This window comes from Pseudomonas sp. S07E 245 (assembly GCF_019599025.1).
Lineage (GTDB): Bacteria > Pseudomonadota > Gammaproteobacteria > Pseudomonadales > Pseudomonadaceae > Aquipseudomonas > Aquipseudomonas shirazensis.
This window is the reverse complement of the sequence record NZ_CP080625.1, coordinates 3033915-3049314: the sequence shown is the minus strand read 5'-3', so window position 1 is coordinate 3049314 and position 15400 is coordinate 3033915. Positions and strand designations below refer to the sequence as shown.

At 62.2% G+C, this 15400-nt stretch carries 12 protein-coding genes; 6 read left to right on the top strand and 6 right to left on the bottom strand.

The features are described 5' to 3' along the window. The first annotated feature begins 78 nt into the window (after window positions 1-78). The 6 genes from dinG to K3F44_RS14015 all read left to right on the top strand — a co-directional run bounded on the left by dinG (window position 79) and on the right by K3F44_RS14015 (window position 8971). Window positions 79-2223: an ATP-dependent DNA helicase DinG gene (gene dinG / locus K3F44_RS14040; protein WP_101321811.1), complete on the top strand. Its 2145-nt coding sequence runs from the start codon at window positions 79-81 to the stop codon at window positions 2221-2223. 81 nt (window positions 2224-2304) lie between these two features. Beyond that, complete coding sequence (locus K3F44_RS14035) at window positions 2305-4542, top strand: beta-agarase (RefSeq protein ID WP_220632448.1); 2238 nt, start codon at window positions 2305-2307, stop codon at window positions 4540-4542. A gap of 133 nt (window positions 4543-4675) precedes the next feature. Continuing rightward, on the top strand, window positions 4676-5821 hold the full coding sequence (locus K3F44_RS14030; protein ID WP_101321809.1) for a serine hydrolase domain-containing protein: 1146 nt from the start codon (window positions 4676-4678) through the stop codon (window positions 5819-5821). Window positions 5822-5919: 98 nt separating this feature from the next. Continuing rightward, complete coding sequence (locus K3F44_RS14025) at window positions 5920-6909, top strand: OmpA family protein (protein WP_150570555.1); 990 nt, start codon at window positions 5920-5922, stop codon at window positions 6907-6909. Between the two features lie 19 nt (window positions 6910-6928). Further along, window positions 6929-7576, top strand: a complete 648-nt coding sequence (gene pdxH / locus K3F44_RS14020; RefSeq protein ID WP_150570554.1) for a pyridoxamine 5'-phosphate oxidase — start codon at window positions 6929-6931, stop codon at window positions 7574-7576. Between the two features lie 933 nt (window positions 7577-8509). Beyond that, complete coding sequence (locus tag K3F44_RS14015; RefSeq protein ID WP_150573613.1) at window positions 8510-8971, top strand: glycine zipper 2TM domain-containing protein; 462 nt, start codon at window positions 8510-8512, stop codon at window positions 8969-8971. A 69-nt stretch (window positions 8972-9040) separates the two neighbouring features. Here the strand turns inward: K3F44_RS14015 and K3F44_RS14010 are convergent, their stop codons facing one another. The 6 genes from K3F44_RS14010 to livH all read right to left on the bottom strand — a co-directional run bounded on the left by K3F44_RS14010 (window position 9041) and on the right by livH (window position 15192). Continuing rightward, a complete protein-coding gene (locus K3F44_RS14010; RefSeq protein WP_101321805.1) occupies window positions 9041-10651 on the bottom strand; it encodes an NAD(P)/FAD-dependent oxidoreductase in 1611 nt (536 codons plus the stop codon). A 104-nt stretch (window positions 10652-10755) separates the two neighbouring features. Further along, window positions 10756-11430 carry a COG3650 family protein gene (locus K3F44_RS14005; protein ID WP_101321804.1) on the bottom strand — a complete coding sequence of 225 codons (675 nt, stop codon included), beginning with the start codon at window positions 11428-11430 and terminating at the stop codon, window positions 10756-10758. A gap of 120 nt (window positions 11431-11550) precedes the next feature. Then, complete coding sequence (locus tag K3F44_RS14000; protein WP_101321803.1) at window positions 11551-12252, bottom strand: ABC transporter ATP-binding protein; 702 nt, start codon at window positions 12250-12252, stop codon at window positions 11551-11553. Next, window positions 12252-13019, bottom strand: coding sequence for a high-affinity branched-chain amino acid ABC transporter ATP-binding protein LivG (gene livG / locus K3F44_RS13995; RefSeq protein ID WP_101321802.1), 768 nt, complete (start codon window positions 13017-13019; stop codon window positions 12252-12254). Before livG ends, K3F44_RS14000 begins: the two co-directional genes overlap by 1 nt. Beyond that, window positions 13016-14272, bottom strand: coding sequence for a high-affinity branched-chain amino acid ABC transporter permease LivM (locus K3F44_RS13990; RefSeq protein WP_101321801.1), 1257 nt, complete (start codon window positions 14270-14272; stop codon window positions 13016-13018). The genes livG and K3F44_RS13990 overlap by 4 nt, the downstream gene beginning before the upstream one ends. Next, on the bottom strand, window positions 14269-15192 hold the full coding sequence (gene livH / locus K3F44_RS13985) for a high-affinity branched-chain amino acid ABC transporter permease LivH (protein ID WP_101321800.1): 924 nt from the start codon (window positions 15190-15192) through the stop codon (window positions 14269-14271). The genes K3F44_RS13990 and livH overlap by 4 nt, the downstream gene beginning before the upstream one ends. Window positions 15193-15400: the final 208 nt, after the last annotated feature.

The window sequence follows — 15400 nt, the reverse complement described above, 5'->3', positions numbered from 1 at the left end:
AAAGGGCGCGAGCGGGGTATGATAGCCGCCCATGCAAAACACTGAAAATATATCCAGCCCTTCGGGCGCCTGCAGACCATGATCAGCAACGAACTCAAAGCCACCATCCAGGGCGCCTATTCGCGTTTTCTCGAAGCCAAGAGCCTCAAGCCACGTTACGGCCAGCGCCTGATGATTGCCGAAGTAGCGAAAGTGCTCGGCGATATTGCCTGCGACGACGAAGGTCGACGCTCGGGTGACCCCGCCGTGGTTGCCGTCGAGGCGGGCACTGGTACCGGCAAGACAGTCGCCTACGCCCTGGCGGCCATCCCCGCCGCCAAGGTCGCCGGCAAGCGCCTGGTGATTGCCACCGCCACCGTGGCGCTGCAGGAGCAGATCGTCTTCAAGGATCTGCCTGACCTGATGCGCAACAGTGGTCTGAACTTCAGCTTTGCCCTGGCCAAGGGCCGTGGCCGCTATCTGTGCCTGTCCAAGCTCGACGTACTGTTGCAGGAAGGCCACGCCCAGTCGGCCACTGCGCAGCTGTTCGAGGAAGAAGGCTTCCATATCGAAGTCGACGAGCGCAGCCAGAAGCTGTTCAACAGCATGATCGAGAAGCTCGCCGGCAACCGCTGGGATGGCGACCGTGACAGCTGGTCGGAAACCATCGAAGACCCGGACTGGGCGCGCCTGACCACCGACCACAGCCAATGTACCGGCCGTCACTGCCCAAACTTCCAGCAGTGCGTGTTCTACAAGGCCCGAGAAGGCATGGGCAAGGTCGATGTGATCGTCACCAACCACGACATGGTCCTGGCTGACCTGGCCCTGGGCGGCGGCGCGGTGCTGCCTGACCCACGCGACACCATTTATGTGTTCGACGAAGGCCATCACCTCCCGGACAAGGCGATTGGTCATTTTGCCCATTATTCGCGGCTGCGCTCGACCGCCGACTGGCTTGAGCAGACGGCCAAGAACCTGACCAAGCTGCTCGCCCAGCACCCGCTGCCGGGCGATCTGGGCAAGTACATCGAACAGGTGCCGGAGCTGGCGCGTGAAATCCGCACCCAGCAGCAGTTCATGTTTACCCTTTGCGAGCAGATTGCAGACTTCAAGCCCGGTGAAGACACTGAAGGCCGCGAGCGGCCACGCTACCGCTTTGAGGGCGGGGTGGTGCCGGAGCATATCCGCGAAGTCGGCATCGAGCTGAAAAAGGGTTTTTCCCAGCTCAATGACCTGTTCACGCGCCTTGCAGACCTGCTCAAGGAAGGCATGGATGGCGAGAAGAACATCGGTATCGCCAGCCACCAGGCCGAAGAGTGGTACCCGCTGTTCGGCAGCCTGGTGACTCGGGCTCAGGGCAACTGGGAGCTGTGGACGGCGTTCACCGCCGAGGACCCGGAAGACAGCCCGCCGATGGCGCGTTGGCTGACCCTGGCCGAGACCGGTGCGCTGTTCGACATCGAGGTAAACGCCAGCCCGATCCTCGCAGCAGAGATGCTCCGGCGCAGCCTGTGGAGCGTTGCCCACGGCGCCTTGGTGACGTCGGCAACGCTGACCGCGCTGGGCAAGTTCGACCGCTTCCGCATGCGCTCCGGCCTGCCAAGGGACGCAGTAACCTGTGTGGTGCCGAGCCCGTTCGTGCACGGCGATGCCGGGTTGCTGCGGGTGCCTGATCTGGGCGCCGATCCGCGCGATGCTGCCGGGCACACCGCCGCGATCATCCGCGAACTGCCGGCGATGCTCGAAGAGGCGCGGGGTGCGCTGGTACTGTTCTCGTCGCGCAAGCAGATGCAGGACGTATTCGATGGCCTTGATCGTGACTGGCGCAAGCTGGTGCTGATTCAGGGCAATCTGTCCAAGCAAGAAACCCTGAACAAGCACAAGGCGCGGGTCGACGACGGCCAGCACAGCGTGCTGTTCGGTCTGGCCAGTTTCTCCGAAGGGGTCGACCTGCCTGGCGCATACTGCGAGCACGTGGTGATCGCCAAGATCCCGTTCTCGGTGCCGGATGACCCGGTCGAAGCCGCTCTGGCCGAGTGGATCGAAGCGCGCGGAGGTAATCCATTCATGGAAATCGCCGTACCCGACGCCTCGCTTAAGCTGATCCAGGCTTGTGGTCGCCTGCTGCGCACCGAGCAGGACCGCGGCGTGATCACCTTGCTCGATCGGCGCCTGGTCACTCAGCGCTACGGCAAGGCTATCCTCAACGCGCTACCGCCGTTCCGGCGGGAAATTTCCTGACGGCTGGAGCGTGCAGCTCCGGCCTGTTGTCCATTACTCAGTCACGGGCTCCCCGCGGCCCTGAAGGAGAGCTCCAGTTCTATGATTCGACGCACCTTGTCCGCAGTCTTCACGCTGCTGTTCTGCTCACCCTTGCTGGCTGGGCAGCAGACGCTGTTCAGCTTCGTGCGGCCGGCCTCGGTGGTCAATGTCATCACCGCCGACGCCGGCATGCCGCAATACAACGCCGAACAGACCGCAGAGGGCGAGGTACTGCGCCGCGTCGTGTTCAATCCGGTCGAACGCCCAAGCCTGGGCCTGAGCCCGCAAGGTGGGGCGTGGGACTGGTCGGCCGGCAAGGCCCTCACCTTGCGCCTGCAAAGTGCGATGGATTGGGCGCTGACGGTCGACGTCACAGTGCAGAGCAGCGATGGCCGCACCCTCACCAGCCGCATCGACCTGCCGGCCGGGCCTGCGCAAACGGTAATGGTGCCGCTTACCGCCAGCTCGCCGCTGAGCCAAGGCATGCGTGCCGGCCCACCGATGCCATGGACCTACGACGGCCAGCGCTTGCTGCTGACCAGCAGCGTCGGTGAGGTGGACCTAAAGCAGATCAGCTCGGTGACTCTGAGCATCCCCAAGCCCAACGTGGCGCAAAGCCTGCTGATCGAGAAGGTCGGCCTACAAGATGACGATCTCGCCTTCAAGGCAGCCTATGCCGGCCTGATCGACGCTTATGGCCAGTCGACGCGGGGCCGCTGGCCGGAGCGAATCGTCAGCGATGACCAGCTCAAAGCTGCCGATAGCCGCGAGCAGGCGCAGCTCAAGGCCTGGCTGGCAGAGCGCGGCAAGCAAGCGCTTGACCCGTACGGTGGGCTGCTGGCCGGGCCTGCATTCGAGGCTCAGGGCTTCTTCCGTACAGAGAAACGCGATGGCCGCTGGTTCCTGGTGACGCCTGACGGCCATCCGTTCTTCTCGTTGGGCGTAAACGCTGTGGCCGCTGATGGCGGGCGTACCTATGTTGCTGGTCGCGAGGGCATGTTTACCGCGTTGCCCGGCGTCAACGAGCCCTTCGCCGCGTTCTACGGGGAAGGCAACAATGATGATGGCAATGCGTCTTCGCAGGGGCGCGCATTCAAGCAGGGCCGCTGGTTCGACTTCTACGCAGCCAACCTGCAACGCAGCCATGGCCACAGCTGTGCCCCGGCCGCCGCCGAACCGACCAGCCAGGCGTGCCTGCCGATGGCGATCGATGCCGGCCGCTGGCAGGCGCATGCTCTGGATCGCTTGCAGGCGTGGGGCTTCAATACCCTCGGCAACTGGAGCGATCCTGAACTGGGCCTGGCCAAACGGGTGCCTTACACCCTGCCGTTGTCGATCGTTGGCGACTACGCCAGCATCAGCACGGGCATGGACTGGTGGGGGCGCATGCCCGATCCGTTCGACCCACGCTTTGCCATGGCCACCGAACGTGCTGTAGCGATTGCTGCCCGTGATCACCGCGATGACCCGTGGCTGATCGGTTACTTTGCCGACAACGAGCTGGCCTGGGCCGCACCCGGTGATGATCCGCGGGCCCGCTATGGCCTCGCTTTCGGCACCCTGCGCCTGACCACCGACGTGCCGGCCAAGCGCGCGTTCCTCAAGCAGCTGCGCGACAAGTACCGCAATCAGGAAGGGCTGTCCAAGGCCTGGGGCATCGAGCTGCAGGCGTGGGAGCTAATGGAAGACCCAGGCTTCGAAGCCCCGCTGCCCAACCCCGAACACCCGGAAATCGAACGCGATTACCAGTACTTCCAACAGGTGTTCGCCGACACCTATTTCAAGACCATCGCCGATTCGCTCAACTGGCATGCGCCCAACCACCTGTTGCTCGGAGGCCGCTTTGCCCTGAGCAGCCCACAGGCGGTCAAGGCCTGCGCCGAGTTCTGCGATGTGCTCAGTTTCAACTTCTATACCCTCAAGCCTGACGACGGCTACGACTTTGCTCGCCTGGCCGAGCTGGATAAGCCGGTGCTGGTGTCCGAATTCCAGTTCGGTTCGCGCGACCGTGGGCCGTTCTGGCCGGGGCCGGTGGAACTGGCGCGCGAGGAGGACCGTGGCCCGGCCTATGCCAACTTCCTCAAGGCCGCCATGGCCCAGCCGATGATCGTCGGTGCGCATTGGTTCCAGTATCTGGATCAGCCTGCCAGTGGCCGCCTGCTCGATGGCGAAAACGGCCATCTTGGGTTGGTGGCGATCACCGATGTGGCCTATCCGGGCTTTGTCGAGGCGGTGCGGCGGAGTAATCAGCAGGTAATCGACGAGCTGCGCACGGTGGTCAGCAAGCCGGTGCCATGAGGCGCTTGGGGCTGGTTGCAGAGCTGTTTGGCGACGTTTCCTGACAACCATCCGGCCACATTCAGTAGGCAAAATGGTCAACTACTGAAACAATGCACGCCTTTGCAAACTCGAGTCGTACGGAGAGCTGGCGGTGCAGATTCAGGGTCACTATGAGCTGAAGTTCGAGGCGGTGCGTGAAGCATTCGCCGCCTTGTTCGAGGATTCCCAGGAGCGCGGTGCGGCGTTGTGCATCCAGGTCGGTGGCGACACCGTGATCGACCTGTGGGCCGGCAGTGCCGACAAGGATGGGCAGCAGGCTTGGCATAGCGACACCATCGCCAATCTGTTCTCCTGCACCAAGACGTTCACCGCCGTGACTGCCCTGCAACTGGTGGGCGAGGGCAAGCTGGCGCTGGATGCCCCGGTAGCACGCTATTGGCCGGAGTTCGCTCAAGCCGGCAAAGAAGCCGTGACCCTGCGTCAGTTACTGAGCCACCGCGCTGGCCTGCCGGCCATCCGTGAGCTGCTCCCCGCCGAGGCGTTGTACGACTGGGAAGCGATGACTGCCGCGCTGGCCGCAGAAACGCCGTGGTGGACCCCAGGTACCGAGCATGGCTACGCGGCAATCACCTATGGCTGGCTGATCGGCGAGCTTATTCGCCGAGCTGACGGCCGCGGTCCGGGTGAGTCGATCGTCGCCCGCACGGCCAAGCCGTTGGGGCTGGATTTTCACATTGGCCTGGCAGATGAAGAATTCCACCGTGTGGCGCATATCGCCCGCGGCAAGGGCAATTCAGGCGATGCGGCTGCGCAGCGCCTGCTGCAGGTCACCATGCGCGAGCCAGAGGCGCTTTCAACCCGAGCGTTCACCAACCCACCAGCAATCCTGACCAGTACCAACAAGCCCGAATGGCGACGCATGCAGCAACCTGCGGCCAACGGCCACGGCAACGCGCGCAGCCTCGCCGGTTTTTATGCCGGCCTGCTCGACGGCAGCTTGCTCGAATCGGAGTTGCTGGATGAACTGACCCGCGAGCACAGTCTCGGTGAAGACCGTACCTTGCTGACCCAGACCCGCTTCGGCCTGGGTTGCATGCTGGACCAGCCAACCGTAGCCAACGCCACCTTCGGCCTCGGTGCTGGCGCATTCGGTCACCCGGGCGCCGGTGGTTCGGTCGGTTTCGCCGACCCCGAGCACGATGTTGCCTTTGGCTTCGTCACCAATACCCTCGGCCCTTACGTGCTGATGGACCCAAGAGCGCAGAAGCTGGTGCGGGTGCTCGCCAGTTGCCTTTGATCGGCTAGTGCGGGTAATGCCCGTGCGGTTTGACTATGCTCAATTCCAATGCCTGCTGCTGCAGGCAAAATTTCCTTCAATTTCATGGTGTATCGCTGATGTCTTCACAAAAAACCTTAGCACTCGCCCTGTGCCTGGCCATGACCGGTTGTGCCAGCCAATCGCAGGATGCCTCCTCGACTAGCGGACACAGCTGGTGGCCGTTTGGCTCGGACAAGGTTGCCGATCAGGAAGTGAAGCAGGCGGTGACCGAGAAAGTTGCCAAAGCCGACGCCAAGTCCGAAAGCAGCAGCCGCTGGTGGTGGCCGTTCGGCTCTGAAGAGACCCAGGCCAAGGGGCCGGTCGTTCCCAAGATTGATCACAAGGCCACCCAGGCCTGGCTTGACCAGTACGAGCCAAAGCTGCGTGAAGCGGTCAAGGACAGCAAGTTTGAAGTGGAGCGCCGCGAAGACCTGTTGGCCGTGACCATTCCGGTCGACAGCTCGTACAACCCGGACCGCCCGAACATGCTGTTGCCGGCGAGTTTGGGGCCGATCACCCGTCTGGCCAAGGCCATTGAAGTCGACCCGAAAACTGCCGTGCTGATTCTCGGTCACGCCGACAGCAGCGGTGCCGCTGCCGTTAACCAGAAGCTCAGCCTTGAGCGCGCTGCCTCGGTCTCGGCTATCTTCCGCCTGAGTGGTCTGCAACGCGACCGTTTGAGCCTCAAAGGTATGGGCTCGGTGATGCCACGCGCCGCCAACGACAGCCTCGAAGGCCGCGCCTTGAACCGCCGCGTCGAATTGCTGATGACGCCGCAGAACACCATGCTGGCCCTGTTGGCCAAATACCAGCAGCCGAACCTGGCGCCGGCCCCGGCCGCTGTGGTCGCCACTCAAGACAGCAAGGCCCCGGTGGCCAAGCCTGCAGCCAGCAAGCCTGCAGCCAAGGCCGCTGCCAAGCCTGCGGCGAAGAAAGCCGTGGCCAAAGCCCCGGTCAAGAAGGCCGCAGCCAAGACTGCTGCCAAGAAGCCGGCCGCCAAGCCGGCCGCGAAAAAAACCACGGCCGACAAGAAAGTCGCTGCCAACAGCCCTGCGAAGACCAACTGATCGTCAAGGAAGTGCTGTCATGACTCAATCTCTGGCCGATATGCGCCGCGACTACACCCGTGATGGCCTGGCCGAAAGCCAGGCGCCGGATGAGCCGTTTGCGCTGTTCCACCAGTGGTTTGCCGATGCTGTAAAAACCGAACAGGCGCCGGTCGAGGCCAATGCCATGACGCTGGCTACGGTCGATGCCGATGGACGACCGCATTGCCGGGTGTTGCTGTTGAAGGGCCTGGATGCTCAGGGATTCACCTTTTTCAGCAACTATGACAGCGCGAAGGGGCAGCATTTGCAGGCTAACCCGTTTGCGGCGATGACCTTCTTCTGGCCGGCGCTGGAGCGTCAGGTGCGGATTGAGGGGCGGGTTGAGAAGGTTACTGCGCAGGAGTCCGATGACTATTACCAGGTGCGCCCGCTGGGGAGTCGTCTTGGGGCTTGGGCTTCGCCGCAGAGTCGGGTGATTGCTGGGCGTGAAGAGCTGGAGGCTTTGGTCAAGGCTACTGAAGAGCGGTTTTCGCAGACTCAGCCGCATTGTCCTGAGCATTGGGGGGGGTATCGTTTGCTGCCGGAGCGGGTTGAGTTTTGGCAGGGTAGGGCTAGCCGGTTGCATGATCGGCTGAATTATCGTCTGGTGGCGGGGGATTGGGCTCGGGAGCGGTTGGCTCCCTGAGGTTGGTTTTCGCTGTTTTGTGAGCTTATCCGTTTTTTGTGGTGGCTGATCAGGCCCCTTTCGCCCTTACGGCGAGTCACTTTTTTGGCAAACGCCCCAAAAAAGTAACCAAAAAAGGGCTTGGCTCCACATCCGGCCCCTTCGCTGCGCTGCGGGGTTCCCTCGCTCCGGCCTTGCTCCCGGGCGGACCGCGCTGTACGGGCCTCCTGGCCCGCAGCGCTTGACGGCCATCCATGGCCGGCACCTCCCTTCGCAAGACCTGCGCTCGGCCTCCTGAGTCGCCGGTGGATCAAGATCAAAAGCAGATCAAGATCAAAGGCACGCCTCGCTGCGCTGGCGCAGATCAAGAGCTAGAGGCAAAGTCAAAAGCTTGTGTCGTGCCGTGCCGCAGCAATCTCATTCGTACCCAAATCCAGCAGTCACCCCGATCCCGCTTTGCGCCAGCGCAGCGAGGCGTGCTCTTGATCTTGATCTACCTGCGACTTCAGGAGGCCGAGCGCAGGTCTTGCGGAGGGAGGTGACGGCCATGGATGGCCGTCAAGCGCTGCGGGCCAGGATGGCCCGTACAGCGCGGTCCTCCCGGGAGCAAGGCCGGAGCGAGGGAACCCCGTAGCGCAGCGAAGGGGCCGTATGTAGGAGCGAGCCCTTTTTTGGTTACTTTTTTGGGGCGTTTGCCAAAAAAGTGACTCGCCGTAAGGGCGAAAGGGGCCATTACTGCCACCACACAAAATGGATAAGCCCCCAATCCCCCAAAAATCGCCCCAACCAATCCCAAACCCAATGCAGTAATCCAAGCCGATCCAAGGTCTGACAATCAAGCGTCAGCACACACCCTGTACCGACGCTGAATGAATGCATTTTTGTTACGTATGCACCGTGACAGCCGTCAACCTGCAGCGTCTAATGGTCACCTGTCTTATGGAGATACAACCCATGCGTAAATCTGTTCTGGTGGTGGCGTTCACCACCATGTCGCTGCTGCTCGGCGGTTGTGCCTCGAGCCTGACCGGTGACAGCTACTCCCGTGATGAAGCCCGCCGCGTGCAGACCGTACGCATGGGTACCATCGAAGCCCTGCGTCCGGTGAAAATCGAAGGCACCAAGACCCCAATCGGCGGCGGCGCCGGTGCTGTAGTCGGCGGCGTGGCCGGTAGCGCCATTGGCGGCGGTCGCGGCAGCATCGTTGCCGCTGTGATCGGTGCTGTAGCCGGTGGCCTGGCAGGTTCGGCTGCTGAAGAAGGTATCACCCGCACCCAGGGCGTCGAAGTCACCGTACGCGAAGATGACGGCAGCACCCGCGCCTACGTACAGGCCGTGCAGGAGAATGAAATCTTCCGCGTGGGCGAGCGTGTCCGCATCATGACTGTAGATGGCACCAGCCGCGTCACCCACTGACAGCCGCGCTGAATGTAAAAACCCCGATCGGCAGTGCCGACCGGGGTTTTTTTACGCCTGGGTTTCAGCTCACTGCAGCCCGAGAATATCCCGCGCTACGGCTTCAGCGATGCGAATGCCGTCGACACCTGCCGACAGAATACCACCCGCGTAACCTGCACCTTCACCGGCCGGGAACAGGCCCTTGACGTTGATGCTCTGGAAGCTGGCATCACGGGTGATGCGCAGCGGCGAGGAAGTCCGCGTCTCAAGCCCGGTCAGTACTGCGTCGTGCAGGTTGTAGCCCTTGATCTGCCGATCGAACGCCGGCAGCGCCTCGCGGATGGCCTCGATTGCGAAATCGGGCAGGCTCAGCGCCAGGTCACCCAAGGTCACGCCCGGCTTGTACGAAGGCTCGACACTGCCCAGCGCGGTCGAAGGCCGACCGGCGACAAAGTCGCCAACCAGTTGCGCCGGCGCCTGGTAATTGCTGCCGCCCAGCTCATAGGCGAGTGTCTCAAGCCGCTCCTGCAACTCGATGCCGGCAAGCGGTCCGCCCGGGTAATCCCGTTCTGGATCGATGCCGACGACGATGCCCGAGTTGGCATTGCGCTCGTTACGCGAGTACTGGCTCATGCCGTTGGTCACAACTCGGCCAGGCTCGCTGGTTGCCGCAACCACAGTGCCGCCCGGGCACATGCAGAAGCTGTACACCGAGCGGCCGTTCTTGGCGTGATAGACCAGCTTGTAGTCAGCGGCGCCGAGTTTCGGGTGGCCGGCGTATTTGCCCAGGCGCGCCTTGTCGATCAAGGTCTGTGGGTGCTCGATGCGGAAACCGACCGAGAACGGCTTGGCTTCCATGAACACACCCTTGGCGTGCAGCATGCGGAAGGTGTCACGCGCGCTGTGGCCCAGAGCCAGCACCACGTGCCGCGCGTGCAGCTGTTCGCCGCTGTCGAGGACCACACCGGTGAGCTGTTCGCCGTCGAGGAGCAAGTCGCTTACTTTTTGCTCGAAGCGCACTTCGCCACCGAGGGCGATGATCTGCTCGCGCATGTTCTCGACCATGCCGGTCAGGCGGAAGGTACCGATGTGCGGCTTGTTGATGAACAGGATCTCGTCTGGCGCACCGGCCTTGACGAACTCTTCCAGCACTTTGCGGCCGTGGTGCAGCGGGTCCTTGATCTGGCTGTACAGCTTGCCGTCGGAGAAGGTCCCGGCGCCGCCTTCGCCAAACTGTACGTTGGACTCGGGGTTGAGCACGCTTTTGCGCCATAGGCCCCAGGTGTCCTTGGTTCGCTGGCGGACTTCCTTGCCGCGCTCGAGCACGATCGGCTTGAAGCCCATCTGCGCCAGCAACAGCCCGGCAAAGATCCCGCACGGGCCGAAGCCGACTACCAGAGGCCGCTCCTGCAGCTCGGCAGGAGCCTGGCCGACGTACTTGTAGCTGACGTCGGGGGCAACGCTGATGTTGTGATCGTCGGCGAATTTGTGCAGCAGTTCGGCTTCGTTGCTGGCGTGCAGGTCGATGGTGTAGATGAACAGCAGTTCGCTGTTCTTCTTGCGAGCATCGTAGCTGCGCTTGAACAGGGTGAAGCTCAGCAACTGGTCATCGGCAATACCCAGGCGCTGGAGGATGGCCTCGCGCAGGGCTTCGTCAGGATGGTCCAGGGGCAGCTTCAGTTCAGTGATTCGTAGCATGGCAGGGTCCAGTATCCCGGCCTCTGGCGGCCGGCGGCTTTACACAAACCGCCAAGTATAAGCTGTTCGCCGGGCTCAAAGGCAGGATAAAAACCACTAGGCGATCAGTTGTCGCGGGCGCCGCCGTAGTAAGCGCAGCCGTGCACGGTCTGGCCATCGACGCGCAGCTCGGCACGCAGGTGGCGCACGGCGCCGGTGACGCTGTCGACGCAGCGCTGCGGAGCGAGCCACAGTTCGATGCGCTGGCCATTGGCTTCGCTGGACAGGTTGAGGCCACCGCCGGGCATCTGCTCTTCAAGGAACGGCAGTGGCAGCGGCGGCTGGCCGGCGCGGTTGAGGACCATGCCCTTGCCGCTGGCCTTGATGTCCCATTCCGGCGCATGGCCGCCGGCGCGCAGGGTCAGTTGCTTGAAGTTGGGGTCGTCGCAGGCACTGGCCGAAGGCTCCAGGCGATACAGCCGGCGCACATCCAGCTGGCCGTCGCTGTTGGCCTGCTTGCTGCCGGCAAGGCGCCCGCGGACATCGGCAAACAGCTTGTCGCCAGCGCCGTGGGCCAGGCTCGAGGCTTCCTGCAGGATGCCCGTGGCGCCGGCATCATTGACCACGAACGAGCGGCTTTCGCTGCAAGGTTTGAACAGCAGATGTCCGCCGCTGGCGCTCAGTTCGCCCTGCATGCGCGTGGTGCCAAGGTCAGGGTCGACCGGTTTGTCGGCCAGCATCTGGCAGCCGGCGAACAGTGGCAGCAGGGTGGCGAGCAGCAGAGGAGGGGTGCAACGCATGGGTGAGGCTCCGGGGACGCGGCGGGTGAAGTGCGCACGTTACCGAGCAGTACCCGGGATCACAAGGGGGGGGTGAAACGATTGGGGCCGCAAGGCGGCCCCAATGGATTACACGAAGGATCAACCGCCGAGGTAAGCGTCTCGCACCTTCGGGTCACTCAACAATGCTTCGCCAGTGCCCTGCATGACCACGTGACCGTTCTCCAATACATAGGCACGGTCAGCGATCTTGAGTGCCTGGTTGGCGTTTTGCTCGACCAGGAATACCGTCACACCATCACGGCGCAGTTGTTCGATGATGTCGAAGATCTGCTGGATGATGATCGGCGCCAGCCCCAGCGACGGTTCGTCGAGCAGCAGCAACTTGGGCTTGCTCATCAGCGCACGACCAATCGCCAGCATCTGCTGTTCGCCACCGGACATGGTCCCGCCACGCTGTGAGTAGCGCTCTTTCAAGCGCGGAAACAGCTGCAGGACCTTGTCCAGTTGTTCCTGGTAATCGCCCTTGTCGGTGAAGAAACCGCCCATGGCCAGGTTCTCTTCGACAGTCAGACGGGCAAACACGCGGCGGCCTTCGGGTACCACGGCGATGCTCTTGCGCATGATGTGCGAAGACGGCTGGCCGACCAGCTCTTCCCCAAGGTATTTGATGCTGCCGCTGTGCGCCTGCGGCGAGCCGCACAGGGTCATCAGCAAGGTCGACTTGCCGGCACCGTTGGCGCCGATCAAGGTGACGATCTCGCCCTGGTTGATCTCGACATTGACGCCATGCAGCGCCTGGATCTTGCCGTAGAAAGTGGAAACGTTTTCGAACTTGAGCATTACGCTTCCCCCAAATAGGCCTTGATCACATCAGGATTGTCACGGATCTGCTCCGGGGTACCATCGGCCAGGGGCGTGCCCTGGTTGATCACGACGATATGGTCGGAGATGCTCATCACCAGTTTCATGTCGTGCTCGATCAGCAGCACAGTCACGTTGTGGGATTCGCGCAGGTAGCCGATCAATGCCTTGAGGTCTTCGGTTTCCTTGGGGTTCAAGCCGGCGGCAGGTTCGTCGAGCATGATGATCCGCGGTTGGGTCATCATGCAGCGGGCGATCTCCAGGCGGCGCTGCTGGCCGTAAGCGAGGGTGCCGGCAGTGCGGTTGGCGAACTCGGTCAGGTTGACCTTGTCCAGCCAGTACTGCGCGCGCTCCATGGCTTCGTGTTCGCTGCGGCGAAAGCTCGGGGTCTTGAACAGGCCGGCAAAGAAGTTGGTGTTCAAGTGCCGGTGCTGGGCGATCAGGAGGTTTTCCAGCGCGGTCATCTCTTTGAACAGACGCACGTTTTGGAAGGTCCGCACCACACCCTTGCGGGCGATCTGATGGCCGGCCAGGCCCTGAATCGGCTGGCCGTCGAGCAGAATGGTGCCGCCACTTGGCTTGTAGAAGCCGGTCAGGCAGTTGAACACCGTGGTCTTGCCGGCGCCGTTCGGGCCGATCAGCGCCACCACTTGTTTTTCCTTGACGGTCAGGGCCACGCCGTTGACCGCCAACAAGCCGCCGAAGCGCATGCTCAGGCCGCTGACTTGCAGAATTTCGCGGCTCATCGACGCAGCTCCATATGTGGTCGTTGCATAGGCAGCAAGCCCTGCGGACGCCAGATCATCATCAACACCATCAGCGCACCGAACATCAACATGCGGTACTCGCTGAATTCACGCATCAGCTCCGGCAGCAGGATCATCACGATGGCCGCGAGAATCACGCCCAACTGCGAACCCATACCGCCCAGCACAACGATGGCGAGGATGATTGCCGACTCGATGAAGGTGAACGACTCCGGTGTCACCAGCCCTTGCCGTGCGGCGAAGAAGCTGCCGGCAAAACCGGCGAAGCAGGCGCCCAGAGTAAATGCCGAGAGCTTGATCACGGTGGGGTTGAGGCCCAACGCACGGCAGGCGATCTCGTCTTCACGCAGTGCCTCCCACGCCCGCCCGATTGGCATGCGCAGCAGCCGGTTGATCACGAACAAGGCCAGCAAGGCCAGCAACAACGCTACCAAGTAGAGGAAGATGACCTTGTTGATCGAGTTGTACTCGATGCCGAAGTACTCGTGGAAGGTTTGCATGCCTTCAGCCGCGCGACGCTCGAACGACAGCCCGAAGAAGGTTGGCTTGGGGATGTTGCTGATGCCGTTGGGGCCGCCGGTGAGGTCGGTCAGGTTACGCAGGAACAGCCGAATGATCTCACCGAAACCGAGGGTCACGATCGCCAGATAATCACCGCGCAAGCGCAATACCGGGAAGCCCAGCAAGAAGCCGAAGGTGGCTGCCATCAAGCCGGCAATCGGCAGGCAGATCCAGAAGCTCAGCCCGTAGTAGTGCGACAGCATGGCGTAACTGTAGGCACCCACTGCGTAAAAGCCGACATAACCCAGGTCGAGCAGGCCGGCCAGGCCGACGACGATGTTCAGCCCCAGACCGAGCATCACGTAGATCAGGATCAACGTAGCAATGTCGACCGCGCCGCGCGAGCCGAAGAACGGCCAGACCAATGCCACCACGATCAGGCCGAGGATGATCCAGCGCTGGGTCTTGGGCAAGGTCAGGAAGTTGCTCACCGCTGGCGAGATCAACTTGCGGTCCGAGCCACGGGCAGTGACTGCGCTCCACTGCTTGTCAAACAACACCCGCAGGAACATCAACACCGAACACACCGCAATCACGGTGATGGTGAACGGCCCCTGGCTATGCACGATCAGGTTGATGCCGTCTATGCTCAGCTTCAGACCAAGTACCGGGAAGGCCACAGCCCAGACCAGCAGGGCGCTGAAAAACGCTTGTTTGATATTCTTGTTCATACTTTCTCAACCTCCGGACGGCCCAGAATGCCGGTCGGCCGGAACAACAGCACCAGAACCAACAGCCCGAACGCCACGACGTCCTTGTACTGGTCACCGAAGATATCGGCGCCAAAGGCTTCGGCCACACCCAGCACCAGGCCACCGAGCATGGCGCCCGGAATACTGCCGATGCCGCCCAGGACTGCCGCGGTGAAGGCTTTCAAGCCCACCAGGAAGCCGGCGTTGGGGTTGATCACCCCGTATTGCATGCTCAGCAACACGGCTGCCACTGCCGCCAGTGCGGCGCCAATGACGAAGGTCAGGGCAATGATGTTGTTGGTGTTGATACCGAGCAGGTTGGCCATCTTGATGTCCTCGGCACAGGCGCGGCAGGCGCGGCCCAGGCGGGAACGGGAGATGAACAGGGTCAACAGGGTCATGGCCACCAGGGTGACGACGAACACCAGTACCTGCATGTAGGAAATCAGCACCTCCTCTGCGCCGCCCGGGCCGAAGGAGAAGCTCCCAGGGATCAGGTTGGGGATCGACTTGTCCTTGGAATCCTGTGACAGCAGCACAGTGTTCTGCAGGAAGATCGACATGCCGATGGCAGAGATCAGCGGGATCAGACGGTTACTGTTGCGCAACGGGCGGTAGGCAACGCGCTCGATGCTGTAGCCGTAGGCACTGGTTACGCAGATCGTGGCGATAAAGGCCACGGTCATCAGTATCGGCAGGGAATGGATGCCCATCATGGCCAGCCCGGCGAGTGCAATGAATGCCACGTAGGACCCGATCATGTACACCTCGCCGTGGGCGAAGTTGATCATGCCAATGATGCCGTACACCATCGTGTAACCGATGGCGATCAAGGCATAGGTGCTGCCGATGGTCAATCCATTAACCAGTTGTTGGAAGAAATGGTAGATCTCAGGCATTACAGCGCTCCTAAAAACCTGATTGCATTCGCTGGCGGGGGGTAACCCGGCGCGCCTCGTGGTCTGTGCGACGATGGCAGGGCTCGGCCAGTGAACCGCGGGTGACGGTTTTAAGATTTTCAGGTGAGGCGGCTGCCGGATCACGGCAATCGTTCTCATGAACCTCGTAAAACAAAGCCCACTGCTCGCACAGTGGGCTTTTCGGTCA

Excerpts from the sequence above, each read along its gene's own strand:
- dinG (WP_101321811.1), top strand. The coding sequence starts at position 79 with ATGATCAGCAACGAACTCAAAGCCACCATCCAGGGCGCCTATTCGCGT.
- K3F44_RS14035 (WP_220632448.1), top strand. The coding sequence starts at position 2,305 with ATGATTCGACGCACCTTGTCCGCAGTCTTCACGCTGCTGTTCTGCTCA.
- K3F44_RS14025 (WP_150570555.1), top strand. The coding sequence starts at position 5,920 with ATGTCTTCACAAAAAACCTTAGCACTCGCCCTGTGCCTGGCCATGACC.
- pdxH (WP_150570554.1), top strand. The coding sequence starts at position 6,929 with ATGACTCAATCTCTGGCCGATATGCGCCGCGACTACACCCGTGATGGC.
- K3F44_RS14015 (WP_150573613.1), top strand. The coding sequence starts at position 8,510 with ATGCGTAAATCTGTTCTGGTGGTGGCGTTCACCACCATGTCGCTGCTG.
- K3F44_RS14010 (WP_101321805.1), bottom strand. The coding sequence starts at position 10,651 with ATGCTACGAATCACTGAACTGAAGCTGCCCCTGGACCATCCTGACGAA.
- K3F44_RS14005 (WP_101321804.1), bottom strand. The coding sequence starts at position 11,430 with ATGCGTTGCACCCCTCCTCTGCTGCTCGCCACCCTGCTGCCACTGTTC.
- K3F44_RS14000 (WP_101321803.1), bottom strand. The coding sequence starts at position 12,252 with ATGCTCAAGTTCGAAAACGTTTCCACTTTCTACGGCAAGATCCAGGCG.
- livG (WP_101321802.1), bottom strand. The coding sequence starts at position 13,019 with ATGAGCCGCGAAATTCTGCAAGTCAGCGGCCTGAGCATGCGCTTCGGC.
- K3F44_RS13990 (WP_101321801.1), bottom strand. The coding sequence starts at position 14,272 with ATGAACAAGAATATCAAACAAGCGTTTTTCAGCGCCCTGCTGGTCTGG.
- livH (WP_101321800.1), bottom strand. The coding sequence starts at position 15,192 with ATGCCTGAGATCTACCATTTCTTCCAACAACTGGTTAATGGATTGACC.